The following is a 21,959-nucleotide window of genomic DNA, read 5'->3' as shown; positions in this document are numbered from 1 at the left end:
CAGTGGATGCAGGAGCCGGATAATCATTGAATACAACTTTTCCGCAGCCGTGGGGCCTTGAAAGATTGTAGGCCGGCGGATCGAATCCACTCAAGGCGACCAAGCAGGCCGGTTCCTCGATGAACCACGCGGCAGAACAACGAGGCTCGCCATCCGGGTGGGTATCACGGCTCTATGAGCTTGCTTCGGGCCTATCGTCGGATTCGATCAATGTTGAGATCTGCTCGATCGGCATTGCAGCTAAGGTTTTGATGTCCTCGGCCAGCGACGCGAGTTGTGCCGCAATTTCCAAGAGATCCGAAGCAGAATTTCTCTCGCCATAGCTTTTTGTATCGCGGTCGTCCATGTCCAATCCCCAAGCATTGGGTGGTTGCATAGCCTCGCCTGGCGAGTCCACCATGGAAGTCACGGGACCCCAAGTCTAGCAGGCATCAACCCCGAGTAGGAACCTAGTCCGAGACCAAGGCGCCAAAGGTCCTATGTCCATTGTTACAGTCTGGGTGGGTCCGGCAGGGAGCAACAAAAAAGGCCGGGGTAGATCCGACCTTAGCACGGCTGCCCAAGAAGGGCGCCCTTGAGGAAAGCAGAATATCTCGTCGCTGCCGGTACATCCGTGGTCAATTGCGAGAAGGGTATCCCTAGCCGCCAATCGTGACGGCAGCGTGACAATGACATGACGTGATCGGACAGGGCGGTCTGATTTAGCCATATGATCGACTCGACTAATCGACGGCTTCTGGAAGGCGGTGGGGCTTTTGCCCATCTGCATCGGACTTTAGTCCGTGGGTAACCGTTTGCTAGCGTGGCAATATCGGCTTTGGTTACGCTAGGAGGCATCGCGAGGGACCAGAGCCATCAGTGATATCGCGAACCCCAAGAGCGAGTTCCAGCGGCTCGATGTCCTAAGCAACGTAACCCGGGCTCGGCAGGCCGTCGGTCGCCGGGCCTTTTGCTTTTTTCTCGGCCGCGCGGCAGCGAAGGAAACGAGACCGGTGAAGCCTGGCTTTGACGGAACGAATGTCAGCAAAGTCTCGCGGTGCCTGTCATCCAATCGCACCACGAAGCAGAGCGTTCGTGCTCTGCCAGGAGCGGCGGTGATTGGGAAGGCATCCCGGCTGACTTAACGAGCTCCGCGTCTAACGGTCGTTCCGGTCATCTTAGGTTCATAGCAAGCACCGAAAAATTACCGGCCAAAACAGGTGGATTATGTTGATGAAGAAGATTGGTGCATTGTTAATCGCGGCTGCTACGGCATTTGCCGGCGCGGCCCCAGCCGAGGCCCTGCCTATTTCGATGGTTACGGTGCCGGATTTGAGCGCTCAGGGCGTGGACTTGGTCCACCACAAGCCTGGCCACCGTGGCGGCCCGAAGCACGCGCTTGGGTACGGTAGGTACCGCGGCCCGCGATACAGCGCCGGTCCGCGCTACGGCTACTATAATGGCCGGGGTTATCGATCCTATCGACATGGCTATCATCGGCACAATGACGGATGGTGGTATCCACTCGGCCTCCACCCATCTCCCTGGCCGATCTTTCCCTGTCGGCGCGAGCGGCTGCACTTGTTGCAGCCGCCATTCGCCTCTCATATAGGCCCATACGGCATAGTACCTGTTTCACCTAGATTACCACCAACGACATGACGGCCTCGGTTCTAGATCCGGAAGAGCCGCCCTTTTTTCCAGAGGACCAGCCCGATGCGCCCGTCATCAAAGCGCTAGACTGGTTGAAATCTTTGCGCGGCGGCTAAGTTATAATAGCCGGATTGGACGGTGTTTCTGATCGAGGGTCGACCATCGTCACGTTCGGTATCTTTTCGTTCCCAGCCCTATCCGTTTGTCACTTTGCACTTAACCTGATCCTGTGACAAGTGTTCCGATTTTGATCTTAACGCGATCGCAGCCGCGCAGCTTACTGTCGATTGCAAGGTCAAACAGTGCGCGATCTCTCACGCGCCCCTCCCGATCGAGGAAGAATCGGATCGCCCAGATCTGGCGCTGCTTCAGTGGCTTCTTGACGCCAACCTGTCGGGCGTTCCAAGCCGGACCGCCCAATGCGGTAGGATCGTATTGTGCAATACCCATTTGAGTTCTCCATCGGCCACAATTGGCCTTAGGAAAACGCGTTAGTGCGAGAATTGAACGGGGCCGCAAGCGGTCAGTCCGGTGATCGCGGAGCGAAATTCCTTCGGCCCATTGCCAGTCGCCTTTCGGAAAGCGCGAGCAAAGTTGGCTGGCGAGGAATACCCTAACTCCGCCGCAACGCGGGTGATCGACCCATTCGTGTGCCGGAGCAGTTCAGTGGCGCGCTGAACCCTTACCGCGGTCGCCAAGCTACGAAAGTCGGTGCCGGCGCGATTCAGCTCACGTTGCAGTGTGCGGACGCTGGTGTCAGTCAATTGCGCGGCGCTTTCGATCGACACGCTGCCCGTGAGAACCTGCGCCCGGATTTGCTCCATGATGACGTCGAGCAAATCGCGAGGAGCGCCGCCACGCCGATCTCGCGCGACATCCTCGATGGTGACGATCGGCCATGCGGCGTGCCTTGGAGCAGCCGACAGATGATGGCGGTCCATCACAACGGTTACCGCGGGGGCGTTGAAGTGGACCGGGCACTGGAAGACGTCTTCCAAAAGTCCGGTTTGACGTGGCCTATTGGTGTTAAGCTCGATGCGCAGCGGTCGCCAATCCAAGGGCAAATAGGCCCTGAAGAGGCTGAGCAGGACGCCCGCCGCGGCACACGCGACATTGGCATATCCGGCACAGCCGGCCAGCGCGAAGACATAGCTGTATCGTACCTCGTCGCCGACGACCGAGACCGACATCCTGTCATCCGTACTATGAAAACAAAGACTGGAAATCGCGCGCCCGATGGCTTGCCCCAGGGTGCCGGCTCCAATCACATAGCGTCCGTAGCTTCCGTAGTTGGCGACGTTCATCATCGGGGCCATCAGAACCCCGAAGTTGGTATCGCCGACGGCCCGAGCGGCCGCTTCGACGAAGCGGATCACCGCCGCGTGCGGGATGAAGCAATTTTCCCCCTCGGTCAATTCGAGGTCGAAGCCGATGGCGCGATTGGCCTGCAGCGGCGCCTTTTGCCCGATTTCACGGCGTACGAAGGCCGGCATGCCATGCAGTATGCGGTTGGAGATAACCGGGATCTCAGCCATGCATGCAGCGCTCCAGAAATAATGCAACCGTGGCGTAAAATGAGTGGTTTCGAATTACGAATAGTGTCTAGTGCAGTAAAAGGCGAGTGTCGCGCAAGCAAATACCGAAGATATACCACCTCAAGGAGGTATGGACATGACGACCAGACGAAACCTGCTGCTGGCAGCCACGGCGATCGCAGCGACGGCGATTCCACTTAAACCACGACTGGTGCAGGCAACCGACGCGGTGGCTGACTTTCTGTTCGTCCAGACCGCGGGCGCAATGACTTTCGACAAGGCGGCAAGCAAGCTGACGCTCGAAGGAATTGGCACCACAACGTTGCTTTTCTCTGACCGTCCCGAGAGCATTGCCGGGGACATGGACACGAAGGCATTCGTGCCGTTCTGGAGCAAGGGCAAGGACAGCTTTCTTTCCGACCCGCCGAATGCCGACCTGTCGATCCTCGAAGCAGGCAAACTCCAACAAGTGGTCGTCGTCCTGGAAAATCCGGAACTGAACGGCAATGACTTGACATACACGGTGAAGGTGGTGGGCGGCGAGATGCTGGAGAAAGGTTCCGGGGTTTCCGTGTTCATCGACATAATAGGCATGCCGTTGACGCCGCTCTCCTATGCGGGGGTTGGCAAGGCGCGGATTCCGACGGGCGGTTCTCTACTAGCATCTGCCTAAAACGCGGTGACGAACTTCGAGACGAGCCGAGCGATAGTTGCTGCAGCTTGTGCTGATGCAAGTCGGGGACGGGAAGACAAAAGGGAGTAAGGCAAAATGCTTACAAAGCGAGATCTACTTCGCTCCGCCACAGCGATCGCCGCTGGCGCCGCGGTTGCGAAGCCAAGCCTGTTGATGGCGCAGAGCTACCCAGGCATCATCGAGGCCAGGGACATCGCCGAGGAAGGCTTGATCTACGGTCTGCCGCTCGTGATGAACTATGCCATCATGTACGAGTACGCGGTAGATCGGAATTCAGGGCAGTTCAAGGCGCCGTTCAACCAAATCAAGAACGAGCCCAACGTTTACACCTACAAGGACACGGCAATCGTCACGCCGAACAGCGATACGCCGTATTCCTTCGTCTGGCTGGATTTGCGGGCAGAGCCGGTGGTGCTCTCGGTGCCGGCGATCGATCCGAAGCGCTACTACTCGGTCATGCTCTGTGACGGCAACACCTACAACTACGGTTATATCGGCACCCGAGCCACAGGGAGCGATGCTGGGAATTACATGGTGGTCGGGCCAGACTGGAAGGGTGACACCCCGGCGGGCATCAAGCAGGTGTTTCGTTCAAGCACACAGTTTTCCCTCGCGGGTTATCGCACCCAGCTTTTTGGCCCGGATGATCTCGACAACGTCAAGAAGGTGCAGGCTGGCTACAAGGTTCAGATGCTGTCGGCCTATCTGGAGCAGACGCCGCCAGCGGCCGCGCCAACCATCGACTTCCCCAAGATCGACAAGGAACTCGTGAAGACCAACTTCTTCGATTATCTCGACTTCGCTCTGCAATTCGGCCCGGCGCATGGCAATGAGAAGGAGATAAGGGCCAGGCTGGCACGCATCGGCGTTGGTGCTGGGAAGAGCTTCAACTTCAAGGATCTGCCGCTGGAGCATAAACTGGAGATTGGCCTCGGCATGAAGGAGGGCCAGCGGAAGGTCGACGAGGCCGTCGCCAATGCCGGCAAGGCGATCAATGGCTGGCGGGTTAGCGGTCTTCCAGGAGACAGCGCCCACTACAATGGCAACTGGTTGAAGCGTGCCGTCGCCGCTCAGGCCGGCATCTATGGCAATGACCCGGAGGAAGCCACCTATCCGTACACGCGCGTCGATAGCCAGGGCCAGACGCTCGACGGAAGCAAGCACAATTACACTATCACCTTTCCCGCCGGTCAACTTCCGCCGGTGAACTCCTTCTGGTCGGTGACGATGTATGACGGCAAGAGCCAGCTTTTGATCCAGAACCCGATCAATCGCTACCTCATCAACTCGCCGATGTTGCCGGGCATGAAGAAGAATGCGGATGATTCGCTAACCCTCTACATCCAGAAGGACAACCCCGGCGCGGACAAGGAAGCAAACTGGCTGCCTGCGCCCAATGACACGATCTATCTCGTCATGCGCCTGTATTGGCCGAAGACCGAAGCGCCGTCCATATTGCCGGCCGGCGAAGGAACGTGGCAGCCGCCGGCCGTCGTGGCGCAGTAACTGTCCCGACCATCCTGGTGCGCGGTACCGGATGTGGATGAGGAGAGAGCGACGAACACGCGGGCGAGACTATTTTGCGCCACCGCCGCCAGCTGAAGAAGACGACCGAGGGAAATTCCTATTCGAACCCTTCGATGTAGGCGCGCGCGGCGTCAAAATCGCCCCGGGCTACCGCGATGATCGCGCCGATGTTTGGCATAACACTTGTCGCATGGGGAATCCTCTTCATGTCGCCCATCAGGGATGCGACCGCGTTCTGGATATCGCCCCTGTCGAGAATTCGAAGCGCATATTCGCGGCAGTCCTTAATGTAGTCGGAACATGGGATGTTCATGCTTGGCTACGCCGGCTCGGCTCGGGTCTTCGATGCCTCCATTGCCGCAAGTGTCTGTCTCGCCCTGAGTTCCCAGGTCTTTGCCCCCTGCTTGCGAGCAACAGCGGCCGACCTTCGAAGCACCGCCTGGGCCTCCGAGATCTCGGCGGAGGTCTTTAGCTTGAGCTCTCCTCGCAGACGCAAGAGCTCGGCTAGAAAGTAGCTCTCTCCCGTCCTCTCCGCGAGAGCGAGAGCTCGTTCCACCGTTTGTAATGCCTCCGGAATCCGACTCATCCTAAGATAGCTTTCGGCGAGAATGCCGAAGTAGCAGGTCTTGTCGATCTCTTGTTCGCCCATGTTGTCGCAGATTTGACGCATCTGCTCGAGGCCAGACGCATTCTGACGGGTCATGACCAGCATCCAGCCCTGGAAGAACGACGCCATATTGAGCCAGAGCTGGAATCCGTTCCTTCTCGCCAGCGGCATCAGTTCGTCGACCATCGCCTCCAACATTGTCGCGTCGTGCCGAAGGGCCATGAGGATGCAGCCGTTGCCGAGACACGCCGCAAGGCGGTAGTCCGTCTGCTGACGCGCCCGCGCTTGGGCCTCCAGGAAGAGCGCCAAGGCTTTCTCCTCGTCGCCGAGAAGCTGCAGTGTCCACGAAAGATAGACCATGGGCATGCTCGGGAAGTCACTTCCTACCTCTTCGGCAGCCGACCGGTGCGCCAGTGCTTCGCCCAGGTACGACTTGGCCTCCTTGAGCCGACCCCGCGAGAACGCGCACATTCCCAAGAACTGCATACCGAGAACAAGAGCCCTGATATTTTGCCGCTTTCGGCCGATGTCCAGGAGCTGATTGCTAGCCCATTCGGCGTCGTTGAAGCGGGCAGAATTAAATGCCGTACCGAATAGTCCATCCAGTGCGCGAATAGCAGCCTCGGCATCGCCCAGTGCTTCGCTCAGCCTCATCACGTTGCGGTAGGCGGCACTTCCTTCGCGTGTTACGTAGCCGTATGTCGCGTACAGCACATCGCCACGCTCGAGCTCGAGCCTAAGTTCCTTCCGGTCGCGGTGGATCGACGGAGGGAGCTTGCGTAGGCACTCGAGCCCTTTGGCAAACATGTTCGCCGACTCAACCTTTGCCCACGACTGCCCGACTTTGATCCCAGCGGCCAGCCAATGATCGGCGGCACGCTCGAACTGCCCCGCTTCGTCCAAATGCTGCGCCAACACCTCTGGGTGCGCAATTGCTGTGTTCGGCTCCGTTTTCTCTATTGTGTCGGCGACTCGCGCGTGGAGCTGCCGTCGTCTGTCCCGGAGCAATGCCCCACAGGCGGCCTCTTGAAGCAGCACATGCGTGAAAGCGTATCTTGGCCAGTCCGCAAAGGGCTGCGGCGATACTAGACCGACTTCTGTCAAACGCTCCAACTGTGGCTTCAATGCATGGAGGGGAACATCCGCGACCCGCGCAAGCATCTTCACGTCGAACTCGCGGCCAATCACCGCGGCGACCTGGGCGATCATCTTTCCTTCACCAAGCCTGTCGAGCCTGGCAAGCAATGCAGACTGCAGGTTGTTTGGAACCTCGATCGGAACATCGTGCGGCATCATCGAGGCGCCGCAGGAGGACGTCAACTCCACTGCAGACTTAGTTAGCTCCTCAACGTAGAGTGGCACCCCTTCTGCCTTCCTAAGCAGCGACTGAGCAACCCCCGATGCAAGCGTGGCCCCCGAGGGAACGCTTTCAACGAGTGCGCCGGCCTCTTCGCGCGTGAGACGTCCGATTCTCATGGTATCGATGCGCACGCGCTGATTGCTGAATTTCAGCACGTCGTGGCGCGACGTTATCAGCACAAGGGCAGCGAAGTCTCGAACCTCCTCGTGAAGCGCTCCGAGGAGACTGCTTGAGGAGGGATCCATCCACTGTGCGTCCTCTATTGCAAGGAAAAGGGGACCTTGGCGGGCGATGTGATGCAGCCACTCGACGAAGACCCTGCGCACGGTCGCCTGCTGCTCTGTCGAGGTGAGCTCGGAGGGCGGATAGTCCGCCTGCTCGACAGCTAGCAGCCGTGCCAGGATCGGGAAGGAGTCTGACAGAGGTACGCTGCTGACCGACAGAAGCGCCTCCAATCTCTTCGTCGCCACCGGTGTTGGCAGGGCGTTTGAAATGGCGCACTCCTGTCTTAGAAGTTGGAGGAAGGGAAAGAGGGCGCTGTTGGAGTGCGTCGAAGAGCAATGCGCTATCAACGTCCTTGCCGTCGGGAGCCTCTTGACCACCTCGAACAGGAGTCTCGATTTGCCGATCCCCGGCTCGCCGCAGAGCAGGAGCCAACGCGCGCAACGGTCTTCGGCGACCAGTTCCCAGCAAGCGAGAACCCGTTCAATCTCGCTCTTTCGCCCGATGAGCGGTGTGAGCCCGGTTCTATTAAATCTGTTGTCGCGCGGCAAAGCCTTGCCGGCACGCCAGACGTGAACTGGCTCAGCAAAGCCCTTCAAAGTGATCGCTCCAAGATCCTGAAATTCAAAGGAGCGGCAAGCTGATGCATATGTGCTCTGGTCGACGAGGATAGTCTGCGGATTCGCTAGTGTCTCCAGCCGTTGTGCGAGACTGGGTATCGGGCCAAAAGCCACGGTGGACACCCCTGCCGGTGCCCCTTGGACATCACCGACCACGACAAGCCCGCTGGCGATTCCGATCCGTACATTCGGCCTGGCATCACCAGGCGCCTCGATTTGCGGAACCGCCATGAGCAGGTCGAACGCGAGAGCAAGCGCGCGCTCCGCATCGTTCTCCTCGGCGATCGGGTAGCCGAACAGAACTTGTAGCGCGTCACCAGCATAGTTCGCAACAAATCCTCCGTGAGATCTGGCAAGCCCGGTGCATCGGCTAAGAAAGCCTTGGGTTAGGTCGCCGAAGTCTTCGGGATCCAGTCGCGCCGCGTACTCAGTGGATCCGACCATGTCGCAGAACAGAATCGTCAGTCGACGGCGTTCTGCTTGCTTCCTCAAAGTATTGGCCGTGGACATCGGCCTCATCGCTGCAATGGCGGCAAGTAATTTCCGCCTGGGGCCGAGTGGGATCTGCATCTCGCGCAGGTCCTCGTCCGTGAGGAGCCGCACGCTGTCGAAATCGATCTGGGCGCGATCGAAAGTTTGCGCAAGGTGCGCAAGTCCTATCTCCGCCAGCCATTTATCGACCTCGCTCATTGCGGCTCCTTCAAGGGGCGACGAAGGCCGGGCACCTCAACATGCGTTCTACCGCATTCAGGCTACATTAGGGACAAGAAATATCCAGAAAAATGTCAGCCACGATTTCCAGGGTCGTGCATTTCTTGATACAAGATCCTCGACGGGTGCAACGCCCTAGCATCCAATGACGCAAGGCCTACGGGTGATCTTCAGGTGTGTACCGTTGCCACGGTTTGGCTTCGAAAGCGCGAAATGAAGACCGGGCCTGCCCACTTGGAACGAAATAAGACTCAACTCACCGGCAGGAAACGTCAGCGTAAAGTAAGTAATTCGCCCGTCCAAAAGTTACTACGGTTTGGTCGAAGCAAAACCTCTTCGGGAGTACGCGAACTAGGTAACGTCGATCACATTGGGCAGGCAAATCCAACTGGTACGCCCGCAAACGAGTAGATGGGGCGGGATCGGTAAACCTGGAATGTCCGAGATAGGACAGGTTACGAATTAGCATCGTTGCGCCGGAGGCTCCGATTTCGTCGGTGATGGCGACAAAATTCTCTTCGCGTGTTTCTCCTACGCTGGGATAAGCCTCACCGGACGGGGACTCCGCCGCGGCGGCGATCTCAACAGATTTTACCCCGACATTGAACCGGACATCGTCTCGTTGCGGAACGTCGCCGTAATTGTTGAGATATTTCCAGCGCAGCCGAAGCACCCGGTCCGCATGCATTTCCATGGGAGCGCTCGGCAGCACTTCAATGGAAAAATCGACAGGTTCGGAGATGTCGCCGGCCTCCGCCGCGCCAGGTGGTGGACACGATGTGTACAGGGGCTTGTAGTCGCATTCTGACCCGCCTGCGCCCCACAGGCAGTTGCTCAAGACGCTCCAGTCGGAGGAACTGATTTCGGGCGCAAGCGCCGACGGGCTATTACCGTCGATCGGCACCATCCAAGGGTGAATTTTCCCACCACCCGCGCGGGTTGCCCACGTCGTACGGTGTGTGTTTATCTCCCGTAACTTGCGCTGTTCCGCCCTGAGGCGCAGGGATTGCGACCTGCTGGGATGCGTGATCGTCGGGACTTGCGCCACCGCATCGGCAGCAAAGCGTTGACCGGTGATCTGGGTCGTCAGCGTATGGCACTCAGTGCAGTTCCCAGTTGGGTCGCGCACGGTCAGCGCACGTTCTAGACTGACGCGGTGGGTGCCGGTATAAGCAGATCCAACAACACGGAACGGTGTCGATCTGTTTCGCGGCACTGCTGGCAGGAAATTGCCGAGGCTGAAAGCAGCCGCCGTGGGATCATGATTGCCTGCGAAGCCCACGCGCGCCTGCTGGATACTGGGAGTGATCACGTAAGCGCTTTTGTTGCTATGACATGCGGAGCATTCTATTTGAAACGTCGGGTCGTAGAGCGCCTCTGCTGCTGCGCGGCCCTTGCGGTCCGCGTAGGAGTGGCCCGCAGGTGGGGCGAATTTCTGCGACCAGTCAAATTCGCTCTGGTCCTTTCTGCCGTCAAAGAAAGCAACCTCGCCAGTGCGTCTATTGAATCCGATGACGCCGAACAGGGCAAACTTCGAATTTGTCCGCTGCCAATATGGTAGCGGTTCCACTTCGCCGCTTGGGCTCGATTTCCGGCAGAAGAAAAGCCATTCCACATTGCCTCTCTCGACACGGTTCAGCCGGGAATTAAGCCCACAATAGGTGGCGCTCCCGGTCAAAGAAGGCTTGTCGCACCGCGCAATGCCACTCGTCCATTTGACCACATTGCCTGTCGTATCGCGGTGCTCGAATTCCAGCGGATGCCCTTTCTTGCCAAAGTTGGGTTTCAGGTCGACAACATTGCCGTCGATTTGCAAGGGCAGAGTTCTTGCGGCGCTGTCCGAACAGTCGCCCTCAGGAATCTGGCCGAAGACAGCACGGGCTTCGTCCCCGAACCTGGTGATCGTCTTGATGCTTGCCGATGCGGGCTCCCAGAGGAAATCTCCGTTCCACCGCTGCGCGGTCTCGGCAAATGCTTCGAGTCCAGAGGCCCGAAAGCTGACCGAACGGAGATCACTGGCTTTGGCATTTCTCGACAACTGCACCAACTGCCTGCAGGCCTGGAAAACCTCCAGATCCCGGACATATCGGCCATGCGCCCGGTCACGAGGAAGAACGTCAAGGACAGCCCCCTGAGGGGGCGTGGGCGCGATGCAGCCCGTCGTCCTGTCACAACGCGCGTTCCGGTCGCAGGCCGGTCCGCTGAGCCATTGGATCTGAGCTTGTGGATAGGAGTCGGTCGCGTCAGATGCCATGCGGCCGCCCGGCGTCAACCCGCCTGCGACAGCAACGGCCACAGTCATGATCGTGAAGAGCTGGCCGGTACGCCTCACGGCCGTTCCCGTGGCGTTCAGCGCGCTCGCAATGCGAGCTTGGGACTGTCAGTAATGAGCGTTATGCTTGAGAACTTCCAGACATTGCCCACCTGCTCGAACTCGGTCCTAAGCTCCCCGGTGTAGTCAAGCACCGGAGTCTCTATATTGGAATTCTGAAGCGTCACCACGACAGTCGTTTTGCCCTGGATAGTGCTCGCATCAACCGCATGGAGCAGCGTGTTGCTCTCGACATGTCTTGTCTGCGCGTCGTTCGAAACGAGATCGTTGAAATATTCGTTGATATAGACTTTCAACGGCTCCTCGCCGTTACTTTGGGCGAGTTGGTCGCCGGCCGCATTGCACAACTCGTAGAACACGGTGTCGATAAAGAGGCCGTCCAGTTGCGCTACCTTTTGACCGTCCAGGGCCCAATTGTACAAAGCGATCAATTTCCTGATCGCCCGGTCGTCTGCGGGCGCTGGGTCGTTGAGGGTTGCCAGCCACGTCTCGGCCGGGTCGTTCTCGCAGCGTGTCAACGGTTGCGCCGCGGCCGCGAATGTGAGGCCAACACCTATCCCAATCACGCAGGCTGTCAGTTTGGCGCGGCGCGCAAGGAGCTTTACTTGTGCAGGCGACATTACAAACCTCCCTTTTGATCGTAACCCCCTAGAGCATTCTGCTTTCATGTGGAATCGCTTGAAAGCAGAAGGAATGCTCAAGAATCAAAGTGTGAGAGCGTCTTTGTGCGTTCATATGAACGCACGGCGCTCTAGGTAGCCATACATTGGCCGCAACAGATTCTAATTCTCCGCAGCCAAAGCTGATCATCAACGAGTTCGAGACGATGGGTTGAATCGCCACTTGAGGGATTCTGGGCCTTACCGCCCTTGTGATCCCTGCCTCCGAACTCGCCGTAATCGACGCGACCCCTCATGAATAGTCGATCCACGAACGTCGTGACTGCCTCCTCGACATTCAATGGCGCCATCGACCTTCCATCCCGAGTCGCGCTCCTTGCAGCTGTTCCCACCGGATCCGCCGGCAACTCGATGTGCAGCGGCTTGTCGAGGCCGTAATGGGAGGATGGCAACGCACTGAATGTGGGCCTGTCAGTGTGGGGCGCGACGGCAAAACCTGTATCGTCGTTGGCGGTCGGCGACGACAGGATGTTCGCCGCCACCTCGAGTGAGAGAATCAAGCGCCGTACGAAGGCATCTCTGAAAACCGCCCGATATGCCCCGTTTCTCGCGGAGGCTGCCAGCACCATCTTGGCCGCGACCGAAGCATAAAATTGCGGCACGACGGGAGCGCTCCTCACCGCCTCAATCATGATGTCCCGCATCTCGAACGTGACATCGCGCAACCGGTCTGGTGTGGCCGGCGGATTAACGGCCAGCATGCCAGCCAATGACTCGAACACGGCGCCAGTGAAAACCCGAGAGAAGGAATGCGACCTCGCCGTCAGGATTGAGGAAGGACCCATCGGGGGCAGAGAGGTTGGGGGGGCGTAGCAGAACGGGTTCCATGCGTTGCGCAGGCAATCCTGATCGGCATCATCGGGGAATATCGTGTGGAGTGCGGTCCCGAATTGTTCGGCGATACGGGAGAGTCGCGAATTGCAGTAGATGTTGCCGTTCGTGCTCGCTAAGATGGAATTGCGCATTGTCTCGATTTGAAGCGCGCACAATATTGCGCTCACGTCGCCAAACGATTCGTGAAAGGCGACAGCCTCTGCATTGCCGGAGTTCCAGAGTAGGGGCTGGACGGCATCGAGTATCGCATGACCGAGCTCGTGGCAAAGCATGTCGGCACTGCCGGCAGCATAGACGAAGCTCCCTGGGCCTAGTTGCCCACGGTAGAAGTTGAGGGCCCGCCTGTCGTAGTTGGCGTTCCATCTGGTACCGACGTTCAGCCTTACTTCAAGATCAGGACCGCCGAACCATTGCTGGTCGGGTACCGCAGGCCCCCAAAAATCGGCACCGCGCCTGAGCGCTTCGGCTGCGTTCCAATATCTGAAATTGGGAGATGTCGTATCCGGGTCAGGCGCTAGCGCAGGCGGTGGAAATGTATACCGGAACGGGAGCTGCTTAATATTCGGTTTATCGGCCTTAACAAGACTGCTTGAAGCAGGATCATTCTCCCAGATCTGGATCTGCCCTACCATAACATCCCTCCATGAACTGTAGCTGCGTGGGCAAGGGCATATCTTGCTCCTCTAACCCGGCAGTCATTCACGCTTGCGATGAAAGAAACGGCATGAAGTCGACTTGAGATTACGAATGCTGGTAGATTGCGCCCCCGGGCACCCACTAAATCAGTTAGTCGTTCCGCAACCCGGCGTGGCTTTGAATGGCGAACCCGGATGCAAATTCGGATGGTAGCAGGACTTCGCGCAACTATAAATACCGCATTGGCTCGAGATGCTTGTACTCGCCCGTCCAAACTCGGCGGCGCTCGACGCCCGCAAGAATCTCAATCCGCCCCATAGTTCACCCTTGGCTACGTCGCTACCGGCGGAATTAGCGACGTACTTCAAACCACCGGGCAAAATCTCAAAGGCTGCTTCACACGCTTACCTTCATATCCAGACTCGCATCTATACCAGCACTATGGGTCGGTACGTCTGACCCGACTTGGGCGCGCGAGCCGTGGGTGAAGGCGTGAGATCTTGTCCGAGATCCGTATGCGGGAGACCTGCATGTCCGGTTCAATGAGCAGGGTGTGGAAACGGGAGTCACGGCCGAGCCACCAAGACACCGCCAGACGAAAGGGGCGGAAGCAGATATGCTCAACCTACAGTCACCCGCGCCACACCTAGACTCTACCGAGTGCAGCCTACCGTTACGAGCGTCCGGTGCACCGCATCGGGGCGTTCCTCTTCTGTGCTCAAAAGATCGCATAATGTATCGACTGGAAAGCTGCAGTGCCGGACATCGCCATTGAACCCCTTGTGCACGCGCTGGGCCCGTTCGACTGTTCGACTTGTTTTCTCTTCTTTTGATCGCTATATGTAGGTAACTACCTACATGGAGGTGAGCTGTGGGTATTACGACCCTTTCCAGCCGAGAGCTGAACCACGACGTGAGTAGCGCCAAGAAGGCAGCAAAAAGGGGCCCGGTCATCATTACGGATCGCGGCAAGCCTTCCCATGTGCTCATGACCTACAATGAATTTGAGCGCTTGACCGGCAAGCACCGCAGTCTTGTCGAGGCTCTCGCCATGCCTGGCCTCTCGGGGATCGATTTCGAGCCGCACCGCGTTGAAATCAGTCCGCGCGAAGCGGACTTGTCTTGAGATACCTGCTCGATACCAACGTAGTTTCCGAACTGCGCAAGATCGGTGACGGCAAAGCCGATGCCAATGTGGTCGCATGGATCGGAGCGGAAGATGCGTCGCGCTTTTTCCTTTCAGCCATCACAATTCTCGAACTGGAGCGGGGCGTACTCGGGGTGCACCGCCGAGACGCCGCACAAGGCGCTCGGTTGCGTTCTTGGCTCGACAGTCATGTGCGTCCGGAATTCGCCGGCCGTATTCTGCCAGTTGATGATGCGGTTGCGACACGTTGCGCCCACCTGCACATCCCCGACCGGCGCAATGAGGCGGATGCGCTGATTGCGGCGACGGCTCTGGTTCACGACATGACCGTTGTGACACGAAACACCAGAGACTTCGAAGGCACCGCCGTTGTTATCGTCGATCCGTGGCAAGGCTGACCCTTTCACTTCTATCCGAATACAGGCGGTCCCCAGCCGGGCGAGCTCGACTGCTGGATCGCCGGATCGAATCCGTTCAGGCGGTCGGTCAGGATGCGGGAGCATAATCTGGATCGAGTCGCTTTGACGACGTTTGGGCGCACTGCGGACGAGAATTGGCTCAGTCCAACCCTCAACTGTCACACTCCGAGGTCGAGCTGGGATCAGGAACCGCCCACGCGCTCGATACGATTTCGGAACACCTTGCGGATGCGCCGAGCTTTCGCCGCATCCGCAAGCAGCCGCCAGAGCAATATTAACCGCGGGGCTGGAGCAGCGCCAGTGCGACCGTCGATGCGGCAAGGACAGCGGTAAGGGTTAAGGGCCCAGTAGCGCCATAGTTGTCCACGACGTAGCCGCCGAACACCGCGCCGATGCTGATGGCAACCTGGAAAGAGACGACCATCAGACTGCCCACTGCTTCAAGCGCGTCGGGTGCCCCGCGGGACAGATTGGTAGGCAGCACCACCGGCGCCATGCCGAAAGCGAAGCCCCAAAGTATAGCGAAGCCGAAGGCGACAACGATATGCGCGCCCCAAAGCACCAAAGCGAGGGTGGCAAACGCCATTAACGCCGCGGTGACCATGAGGGCAGTGCGGATATCAGCGTCAGCCATTCGGCCACCGGCAATATTGCCGATCACTGCGGCAATGCCAAACCCGAGCAGCGCGAGGGCAATCGGCCAGGTTTCAAGGAGCGTCACTTGTTCGAGGAAGGGGCGCACATAGACCGAGCCGGCAAAATGCCCCGTCATCAGCAAAAGGATAGCAAGCATTCCCAGTTGAACGCCACGCCGCCGTGTCAGCCGGAAGACATCGCTCAGACTGTTGCTTGCGCTTGCAGGCAGCGTCGGCAGGCTAAGCACCTGCAGCAGCATGGCTAGCGCGGCAAGCCCCGCAGTCATGGCCATTGCGCTTCGCCAGCCCAGCCAGTCGCTGATCAACGCGCCCATCGAGGGCGCAGCAATGGTGGCGAGCGAGACGCCGAGGGTGACGATAGCCATGCCCCGACCTGTCGCATTGGCGCCAACCAGCCTCGCCACGACGGCAACTGAAAGCGCCCAGAAACCGCTAAGCGCGATGCCCAATCCGGCCCGGCCCAACAGCAATAGCCAGAAATCGGTCGCCAGCGCCGCAAGAATATTGGAGCCGATCGCCAAGGCACTGAGACCGACCAGCACCGTCTTGCGGTTTAATCTGCCGATGAGAACATTGCTCAACAAGGCCGTCACGGCGCCAACGGAAGCGGTGGCGGTGACGACCTGTCCGGCCGTTCCCTCACTAATGGCGAGATCGCTCGCCATTGGCGTCAGCAGACCTGCCGGCAGGAATTCGGCCGACACGAGGGCAAAGCTGGTAGCCGCCATCGAAAGGACGGCGAACCAGGTGGCCGCGCTCCAGGCGGCCGGCTCAGCGGCATCAATGTCTATCAGCGCGCTGTCAAACTGTGATGTTGTATCCGTCATTGAAGCATCTCCAAGGTGTGGAGATCTTCTTAGACCAGTCTTGCCGGATGATATGTGCCTTAAAATCCGAGATCCATGTCCGTTCGTCCGGAAATGCTGCGGCGCACAACGCCCGGCGAGACGCTGGTGATGCGCTTGAACGCCCGAGCGAAGGAGGCCTCGGATTCATAGCCTAAACGGGTTGCGACCTCGGCAACTGACATGCCGCTTTGCCCCAATAACTCGCGGGCGAGCTGCATTCGCAGACGAGCGAGATAACGTGCCGCACCTTCCCCTAAAATAGCGCTGAAGCGCTCGGCGAAGATCGAGCGCGATTGACCTGCCACGCCGGCGAGGCTTTCGAGGGTCCAGTTATGGCCGGGATCGCGGTGCATGGCGGCCAGGACGCGACCGATATGCGGGTCGCGGATGGCGGCGAGCCAGCCGGTGGTTGACGCTCCGCTGCAATTAACCCAGCAGCGGATGAGCCGCGCGACGAGCAGGTCCGCCATACGCGATAAAACGGTTGCGCTGCCCATTTGCGGCTGTGCGGCCTCTGCTGTCATAGCCGCTAGCAGGGGACCAACAATCGGGTCATTACCGGCCACATCGCAGCCCTTGATGATTGAGGGCATCAAAGCGATCAAGGGGTTAAGCGCACCGGCGCCCAAGGCCATGGAGCCGCAGAAAAGGGTGCTGGTCTCACCCGTTCCCTCCCGCACCACTTCGCAGACGTTGCTACCCAACTTGATCACTTGGCAACTCTTGAGCGAGTCGTCGACGACACCGGGCGCGCTGGCCAGCCGGTGGGCGATGCCTTGCGGCAGCAGCACCAAATCGCCATCGTGCAACTCCTGCCAGCCGTGCGTTTCCGTATGGATCCAGCACGGCCCCTGGCTCACGAAGTGAAAACGAAGCAACGATTGTTGCGGAAAGGCGATGCTCCATGGATGTCGGAGCTCGCAGCGGCCATAGTTGACGCCACTCAAGCGAAAGTCTCGTAGGACTTCGCTTAGCGCATCCATTGGGATATTTGGTGGCGACGAGGATTGGGACGAATGGTCACGCATTTGCCCAATTTACATGCCGCCCGTCCGGAATGCAAGGTGGCCGCGGTTTTGACAATCGGCATTGGCGGGCGACCGCTTCGCGCTCTGCACCCAGCGGCTCCGACAAGGTCATCGCCTATCATCGGCTCGAAAGTGCGCCTCTGCTATACGGAATTCGGGGTACGCGCTCCAGCTATGCTTTTGGGTTCTCCTTAAGCCGAAAACCGGCTGCGGCCGGGCGATCGCTCTGGAGCGCACCCTTGGCTCCGCCGACTGTTATCGAGGTCTGTCGGGTAAATCAGCGCGAGCTACATACCAGTTCTGCATTCGAACGTTTGAATGCCATTTCCAACGCCCCATTCGACGGCAAACTGGCGTCCATCGCGATCGTCCTTGCTCTCCGCAACAACATCCGCATCAAAGCGGTAGCGCCTGCTGTCGTTGAAATCCCCGTCTCCCGCCCGCCGTCGCTTCGATCCCTTCACGGCGAGCCGTCGAACTCGTCTGTTTTGATGCGCTCGAAGACTCCTCAGGCCATCTCGAGGTGAGAGTCTTTCGCCCCCTGCGCGATCAACGGCGCGGGAGACTCCTTTTGCAGGTGGGAAGCATTAAGTTGGCGCGCCACGATATCGTGGTTGAGCCACCGGACGGGACCGGCGGGATCTGAAGACGCGCCAAAAATGAGCTGCCCGGTCGCCTCCACCACGAGAGCACTCAGTAGGTCGCTGATCATCAGCTTGCTGTCCCGATGCATCTGTGTGATCTCGTTGGACGTGCCGATGGTCAGATCGGACTGTGCTTGGCTGTTGGCCATCGGCCACGCCGAGAAGTCGTAGAACGGACGCATGACCTCGTTGGCTTGCATATCGGTAATTTTCTGGAACACATCCTTCATCGTGAAGCCGTCTGCCAGAAGCTGCTGGCAGGCCCGCCACTGCTCCTCTGCCCATTGGCCTCCATTTTCTTTGTTCAAGGCAAGTAGCAGCGGTATCAGGGGAAGCTCGATACCGGTGAATACGTCGGAAGAATTGGTCCGTATTTCGGGGCAGTTATAGACGGTTGCCTTGACACCTGCTGCCCAGGCATCCTCCGCGATGCATTCGAGCCGCATCTTGGCGTAACCTTGCGTGTAGTTGGTGTAGGTCTGCCAACGGTAGCTGCCGTCTATCAGGATTGCCGTTCCATGATAACCGTAGGCCGTATAGCGGACCTGACCGCCCGATGCCTCTACGCGCTCCCGGATCGCCGTGCTGAAGTCGATAAGCCGTCGAAAGGTGATTGCGGAGACTTCGTCGAAATTCTGCAGGATGAGCTTGCCCATATCGCTGTCGAGCAGGGCTTGTGACGACATGTGGCGGGAACCAACACCCTTGTAGATTCGATTGGCAACGACCAGGAATACCTTCGCTTTCGGGATGCCTCCGGCCATTGTATGGGCGAAAAAAACATTGCGGCCGTCGGCAATCATTCCGTCGAGTACGGCCATGACCTGTGAAAGCGAATTCGTGAACCGTGCGGTGGCGATGTCCCGGCACTGTTCAATGTAGTCCCAGTCGAGCCTGTCATGCTGCCAGCTCTGCAGCGTCATCGCCGCGAGGAGATCCGTCGGAGTGGGGCCGCCCGCCGGAGCGTCGAGATCGAAGCCAGCCATGAGAGGTATGTTGATAATCCTGCCGCCCAATCGGCCTTCGGCGGCAGAAAGTTCCTCGGCGTTTAGAGGCCGCAGTGCGTTGTTCTCGTCGCGCCGCCCGACCGTGATTCCGACGATCTCCATTCCAGCCCGCCGAGCTTCGTCAACTAAGCCAGTCGCGTATCCGCGACCGAAGAGTTCGCCGAAGAGGACGAAAACATCACCTTTACGAAAAACGTTGTTTTCAGCAAGGCGATTCAACGCGATCGGGTTTTCCATACTGTCAGCTCTTTGGTCCGTTAGCCGTCGAGCAATCGCTCAGACGAGCTTCAACAGGTACATGACCGCGCTGATCCGTAATAGGAAGTCATTTTAAGTAACCGTTCATTTCAAACCGTGAAGTCCGGTAAGGACTTCTCGTTATCTGAACCGTAAAAAGAAGGTAAATGCCGGGGCGCTGGTGGCGCAATCCTATCCTTGTCGAGGTCGCCTATCGGCGCAAAACGGTCTCAATCGACCATCAAAAAGTTGTCGGAGGCCGTCCGCGCCTAGCTCTCCACCGCTTCTTCCTCGGCCACCCAGATGAGTGGACGCTAGCCTTGCTGCGCGAGGACACTTAATGCAGATGGGTGCCAGTTTCAGCTTCAGCGCGAGTGGAACGAGTGCGATGGGGTGGGTCAGCCGACGCCGCCCCTTGAGAGCACAGTCGAACGCGCCAACCCCTAAGGTCCAGCTATTGTCCGCCGCGGGCTCCCACAGGGCCGCTGCGCCATTCTACGCGTTCGTTTCCTGGTAGTCAGCCATTCAGTCGGGTCCGGCGTAAAATGACGTTTTCTCCGTCCTCGAATGCGAAGTCAGGACGAGCCCGCAGGAACTCGTTTGTCGCCGTTCGGCATCCTTCGTAGTCATGGTAGTCATCGATCAGGATGACCCCGTGCGGACTTATCCGGTCGGCCAGGCTATTAAGGCAATAGCTGACCGGATCATACCAGTCGCAGTCGATGTGGACGAAGGCGATGTTTTCTATCCCTGCCGCCGGCAGGGTATGCTCGAATAGTCCCTTATGCAGGTTGACCATCGGCCATCGACGGCGAGGCCGTATTTCATAAAGGAACGGCAGACTTCGTCATAAAGATTGGCGCGATAGCGTTAGTAAAGCTCGCCGCCCAGTCCTTTTGATTCGCCGCTCGCGATCGTCTTGTAACGATCCCTTGCTTTCTGGCCGTCCTTCGCCGACTGAGGCGGGGGTATCATTCCGAAAACATCGAAGCCGTGAAAGCGGCGTCCATGGCGGCTGGCTTTCTTGGACAGGATGATTGCGCTTCCACCCAGGGCAATGCCGAATTCGGCTATATCGCCAGACACATTCTCCTTCAGAACTTCCTTCAGTGCTGTCTCGAGACGTCTCAGCTTGCGAGGCGAAAGGTAAGGCGCTCTCGCCGCACTGACCGCGCCGTGGCACTCAATAGGGAAGTTTCAAGCATGCGGCGCGCACGCCAGGTAAAAGAGCTCAAATAGTGCACTTTTACCTCCCGACAGGTTCCTCGCCCGTCCTTTATCGATTTGCCGGTCCTGATGTGCAACAGTCTGGTTAATCAAACCATTCACATTTGCGGCACCTCACGGGTGCCTTCGGTCTGAAGGCTGGTTTCCGAGAGGAGGATAAGTACGGCCGGACGTTGCGCGAAGTCTACCGCGGCGGCGGTCACTCGGCGCGCAACTCATCGACGAGGGACTTGCGCACCGTTGGGTTGGCTTCAAGCAGTCCTGGTGCGGATGACCAGTGCCTTTTTACGACTGAGCATCGTAATCTGTCGGTGATACCCCCGCCACCGCGTTCGATCCTCAGCCTCTAGCGTGGGCCGCCCCGGCCGCAGCAGTAGGCGCGTCGCGCCCGCGCAAGATCTTTCCTATCTTCAGCGACAACTCGTCGAGCGTTGCCATAACTCGGCTCACTTGCGACAGCGTAGCGGTCCTTTCAGGGCCGTATCTTGTGACAAGGTATTCCCTGCTGGATGACAGGGTCGCCAAGTGCTGTTCTGTGCGCGTGCGCAAGAGTAGGCCTGCATCAATCGCCATTCGCGCTCGCTCGCTGATATCGTGCTGGAGGCCGCGAAGAGCCTTAGAGTCGTATCCTTTAGTAGATACGCGTTCAGGTGCAGCTCAATCGAGTGGAGGGCCAGGAGCCGGCGGGGAGCGTGGGATAACTGCTTACCCCGTGGCGCGTGTTCGCCAAGCAATTTAGCGGCCATCCTGTAAAGCCCTGCCAACTCAAGAATGTCGTCAACGCTCGCCGTGTCCCCAGGATACGCTAAATCCACGAACGATCTCCTGTCCCCACGCACTGCAACCGAGAGGCAGGATCGCACAGCATTGGTTGCAGTCAAGGATTAGGCGCGCCGTCCAAATGGGTGAATATCAATTGTTTCCTGGCAAGTTTGACTTAGTGACCGACCTTTGGGGGCACCGCCATGCCGAAGATGCGGGACTTTGCAAACTTCCGCAGTGGGTCGAGAGCTGCCGTACGATTATGGGCCTTTCGCGCACCGTATCGGGGGTTCGGTGCTCGAAAGATCGCATAATCTATCGACTGGAACGGTGCAGCTGCGCGCTTGCCTCCATTGTACCAATGGCTGACCCTTTCTCCTATTCGACATCCGGCGATTGTTTGACTGCTGCCCCTATCGCAAAGGCCACTCGCTCAAAACTTGCGAAGTGACTGCATAACGATTATATTGCTGTCATTGAAGGCGAATTCGAGGATTTGACTATGGCCATCCTGACAGTTCGGAATGTGCCCGATGAGGTGCATCGCGCTTTGCGTGTGCGCGCGGCGATGCACGGCCGCAGCACCGAAGCGGA

Annotated in this window: 17 protein-coding genes and 1 pseudogene; 5 read left to right on the top strand and 13 right to left on the bottom strand. The window is 58.6% G+C overall.

The features are described from left to right. Positions 1-172 precede the first annotated feature (172 nt). The 3 genes and pseudogenes from QN219_RS32465 to QN219_RS32455 all read right to left on the bottom strand — a co-directional run bounded on the left by QN219_RS32465 (position 173) and on the right by QN219_RS32455 (position 3,167). Positions 173-346, bottom strand: a complete 174-nt coding sequence (locus QN219_RS32465; protein WP_284004512.1) for a hypothetical protein — start codon at positions 344-346, stop codon at positions 173-175. A 1,511-nt stretch (positions 347-1,857) separates the two neighbouring features. Next, a pseudogene (locus tag QN219_RS32460) lies at positions 1,858-2,082 on the bottom strand (integrase); the annotation flags it as partial. A gap of 41 nt (positions 2,083-2,123) precedes the next feature. Then, positions 2,124-3,167 (bottom strand): AraC family transcriptional regulator, encoded by a 1,044-nt coding sequence (locus QN219_RS32455; RefSeq protein WP_284004511.1) that lies wholly within the window; start codon positions 3,165-3,167, stop codon positions 2,124-2,126. Between the two features lie 130 nt (positions 3,168-3,297). Between QN219_RS32455 and QN219_RS32450 the strand changes: the two genes are divergently transcribed. Further along, positions 3,298-3,840 (top strand): hypothetical protein, encoded by a 543-nt coding sequence (locus tag QN219_RS32450; RefSeq protein ID WP_284004510.1) that lies wholly within the window; start codon positions 3,298-3,300, stop codon positions 3,838-3,840. A 96-nt stretch (positions 3,841-3,936) separates the two neighbouring features. After that, the gene (locus tag QN219_RS32445; protein ID WP_284004509.1) at positions 3,937-5,367 is read left to right on the top strand and encodes a DUF1254 domain-containing protein; all 1,431 of its coding nucleotides are present in this window, start codon (positions 3,937-3,939) and stop codon (positions 5,365-5,367) included. A gap of 118 nt (positions 5,368-5,485) precedes the next feature. Here the strand turns inward: QN219_RS32445 and QN219_RS32440 are convergent, their stop codons facing one another. The 5 genes from QN219_RS32440 to QN219_RS32420 all read right to left on the bottom strand — a co-directional run bounded on the left by QN219_RS32440 (position 5,486) and on the right by QN219_RS32420 (position 13,386). Then, positions 5,486-5,701 carry a hypothetical protein gene (locus QN219_RS32440; RefSeq protein WP_284004508.1) on the bottom strand — a complete coding sequence of 72 codons (216 nt, stop codon included), beginning with the start codon at positions 5,699-5,701 and terminating at the stop codon, positions 5,486-5,488. 6 nt (positions 5,702-5,707) lie between these two features. Beyond that, positions 5,708-8,887: an AAA family ATPase gene (locus QN219_RS32435; RefSeq protein ID WP_284004507.1), complete on the bottom strand. Its 3,180-nt coding sequence runs from the start codon at positions 8,885-8,887 to the stop codon at positions 5,708-5,710. Between the two features lie 277 nt (positions 8,888-9,164). Next, a complete protein-coding gene (locus tag QN219_RS32430) occupies positions 9,165-11,240 on the bottom strand; it encodes a hypothetical protein (RefSeq protein ID WP_284004506.1) in 2,076 nt (691 codons plus the stop codon). Between the two features lie 17 nt (positions 11,241-11,257). Then, entirely contained in the window at positions 11,258-11,860 is a 603-nt protein-coding gene (locus QN219_RS32425) for a nuclear transport factor 2 family protein (RefSeq protein WP_284004505.1), read from the bottom strand. 131 nt (positions 11,861-11,991) lie between these two features. Beyond that, positions 11,992-13,386, bottom strand: a complete 1,395-nt coding sequence (locus tag QN219_RS32420; protein WP_284004504.1) for a hypothetical protein — start codon at positions 13,384-13,386, stop codon at positions 11,992-11,994. Between the two features lie 875 nt (positions 13,387-14,261). On the opposite strand from QN219_RS32420, the gene QN219_RS32415 reads away from it, so the two are divergent. Together QN219_RS32415 and QN219_RS32410 are read left to right on the top strand one after the other, a co-directional pair. Then, positions 14,262-14,516, top strand: coding sequence for a type II toxin-antitoxin system Phd/YefM family antitoxin (locus tag QN219_RS32415; RefSeq protein ID WP_284004503.1), 255 nt, complete (start codon positions 14,262-14,264; stop codon positions 14,514-14,516). Then, the gene (locus tag QN219_RS32410) at positions 14,513-14,935 is read left to right on the top strand and encodes a type II toxin-antitoxin system VapC family toxin (protein WP_284004501.1); all 423 of its coding nucleotides are present in this window, start codon (positions 14,513-14,515) and stop codon (positions 14,933-14,935) included. The genes QN219_RS32415 and QN219_RS32410 overlap by 4 nt, the downstream gene beginning before the upstream one ends. A 295-nt stretch (positions 14,936-15,230) precedes the next feature. Here the strand turns inward: QN219_RS32410 and QN219_RS32405 are convergent, their stop codons facing one another. The 5 genes from QN219_RS32405 to QN219_RS32385 all read right to left on the bottom strand — a co-directional run bounded on the left by QN219_RS32405 (position 15,231) and on the right by QN219_RS32385 (position 20,507). Further along, entirely contained in the window at positions 15,231-16,439 is a 1,209-nt protein-coding gene (locus QN219_RS32405; protein WP_284004500.1) for an MFS transporter, read from the bottom strand. 59 nt (positions 16,440-16,498) lie between these two features. After that, a complete protein-coding gene (locus tag QN219_RS32400; RefSeq protein ID WP_284004499.1) occupies positions 16,499-17,488 on the bottom strand; it encodes an AraC family transcriptional regulator in 990 nt (329 codons plus the stop codon). 508 nt (positions 17,489-17,996) lie between these two features. Next, positions 17,997-19,376 (bottom strand): enoyl-acyl carrier protein reductase FabMG, encoded by a 1,380-nt coding sequence (locus QN219_RS32395; protein WP_284004498.1) that lies wholly within the window; start codon positions 19,374-19,376, stop codon positions 17,997-17,999. 517 nt (positions 19,377-19,893) lie between these two features. Then, entirely contained in the window at positions 19,894-20,175 is a 282-nt protein-coding gene (locus QN219_RS32390) for a TylF/MycF/NovP-related O-methyltransferase (protein ID WP_284004496.1), read from the bottom strand. Between the two features lie 71 nt (positions 20,176-20,246). Beyond that, complete coding sequence (locus tag QN219_RS32385; protein ID WP_284004513.1) at positions 20,247-20,507, bottom strand: TylF/MycF/NovP-related O-methyltransferase; 261 nt, start codon at positions 20,505-20,507, stop codon at positions 20,247-20,249. A gap of 1,360 nt (positions 20,508-21,867) precedes the next feature. On the opposite strand from QN219_RS32385, the gene QN219_RS32380 reads away from it, so the two are divergent. Next, positions 21,868-21,959: FitA-like ribbon-helix-helix domain-containing protein (locus tag QN219_RS32380; protein ID WP_405052309.1), on the top strand; the 92-nt coding region annotated here is incomplete at its 3' end.

This window comes from Sinorhizobium sp. 8-89 (assembly GCF_030124325.1).
Taxonomy (GTDB): domain Bacteria; phylum Pseudomonadota; class Alphaproteobacteria; order Rhizobiales; family Rhizobiaceae; genus Sinorhizobium.
Note: the sequence above shows the minus strand (reverse complement) of the source record. Positions and strands in the feature narration are given on the sequence as shown.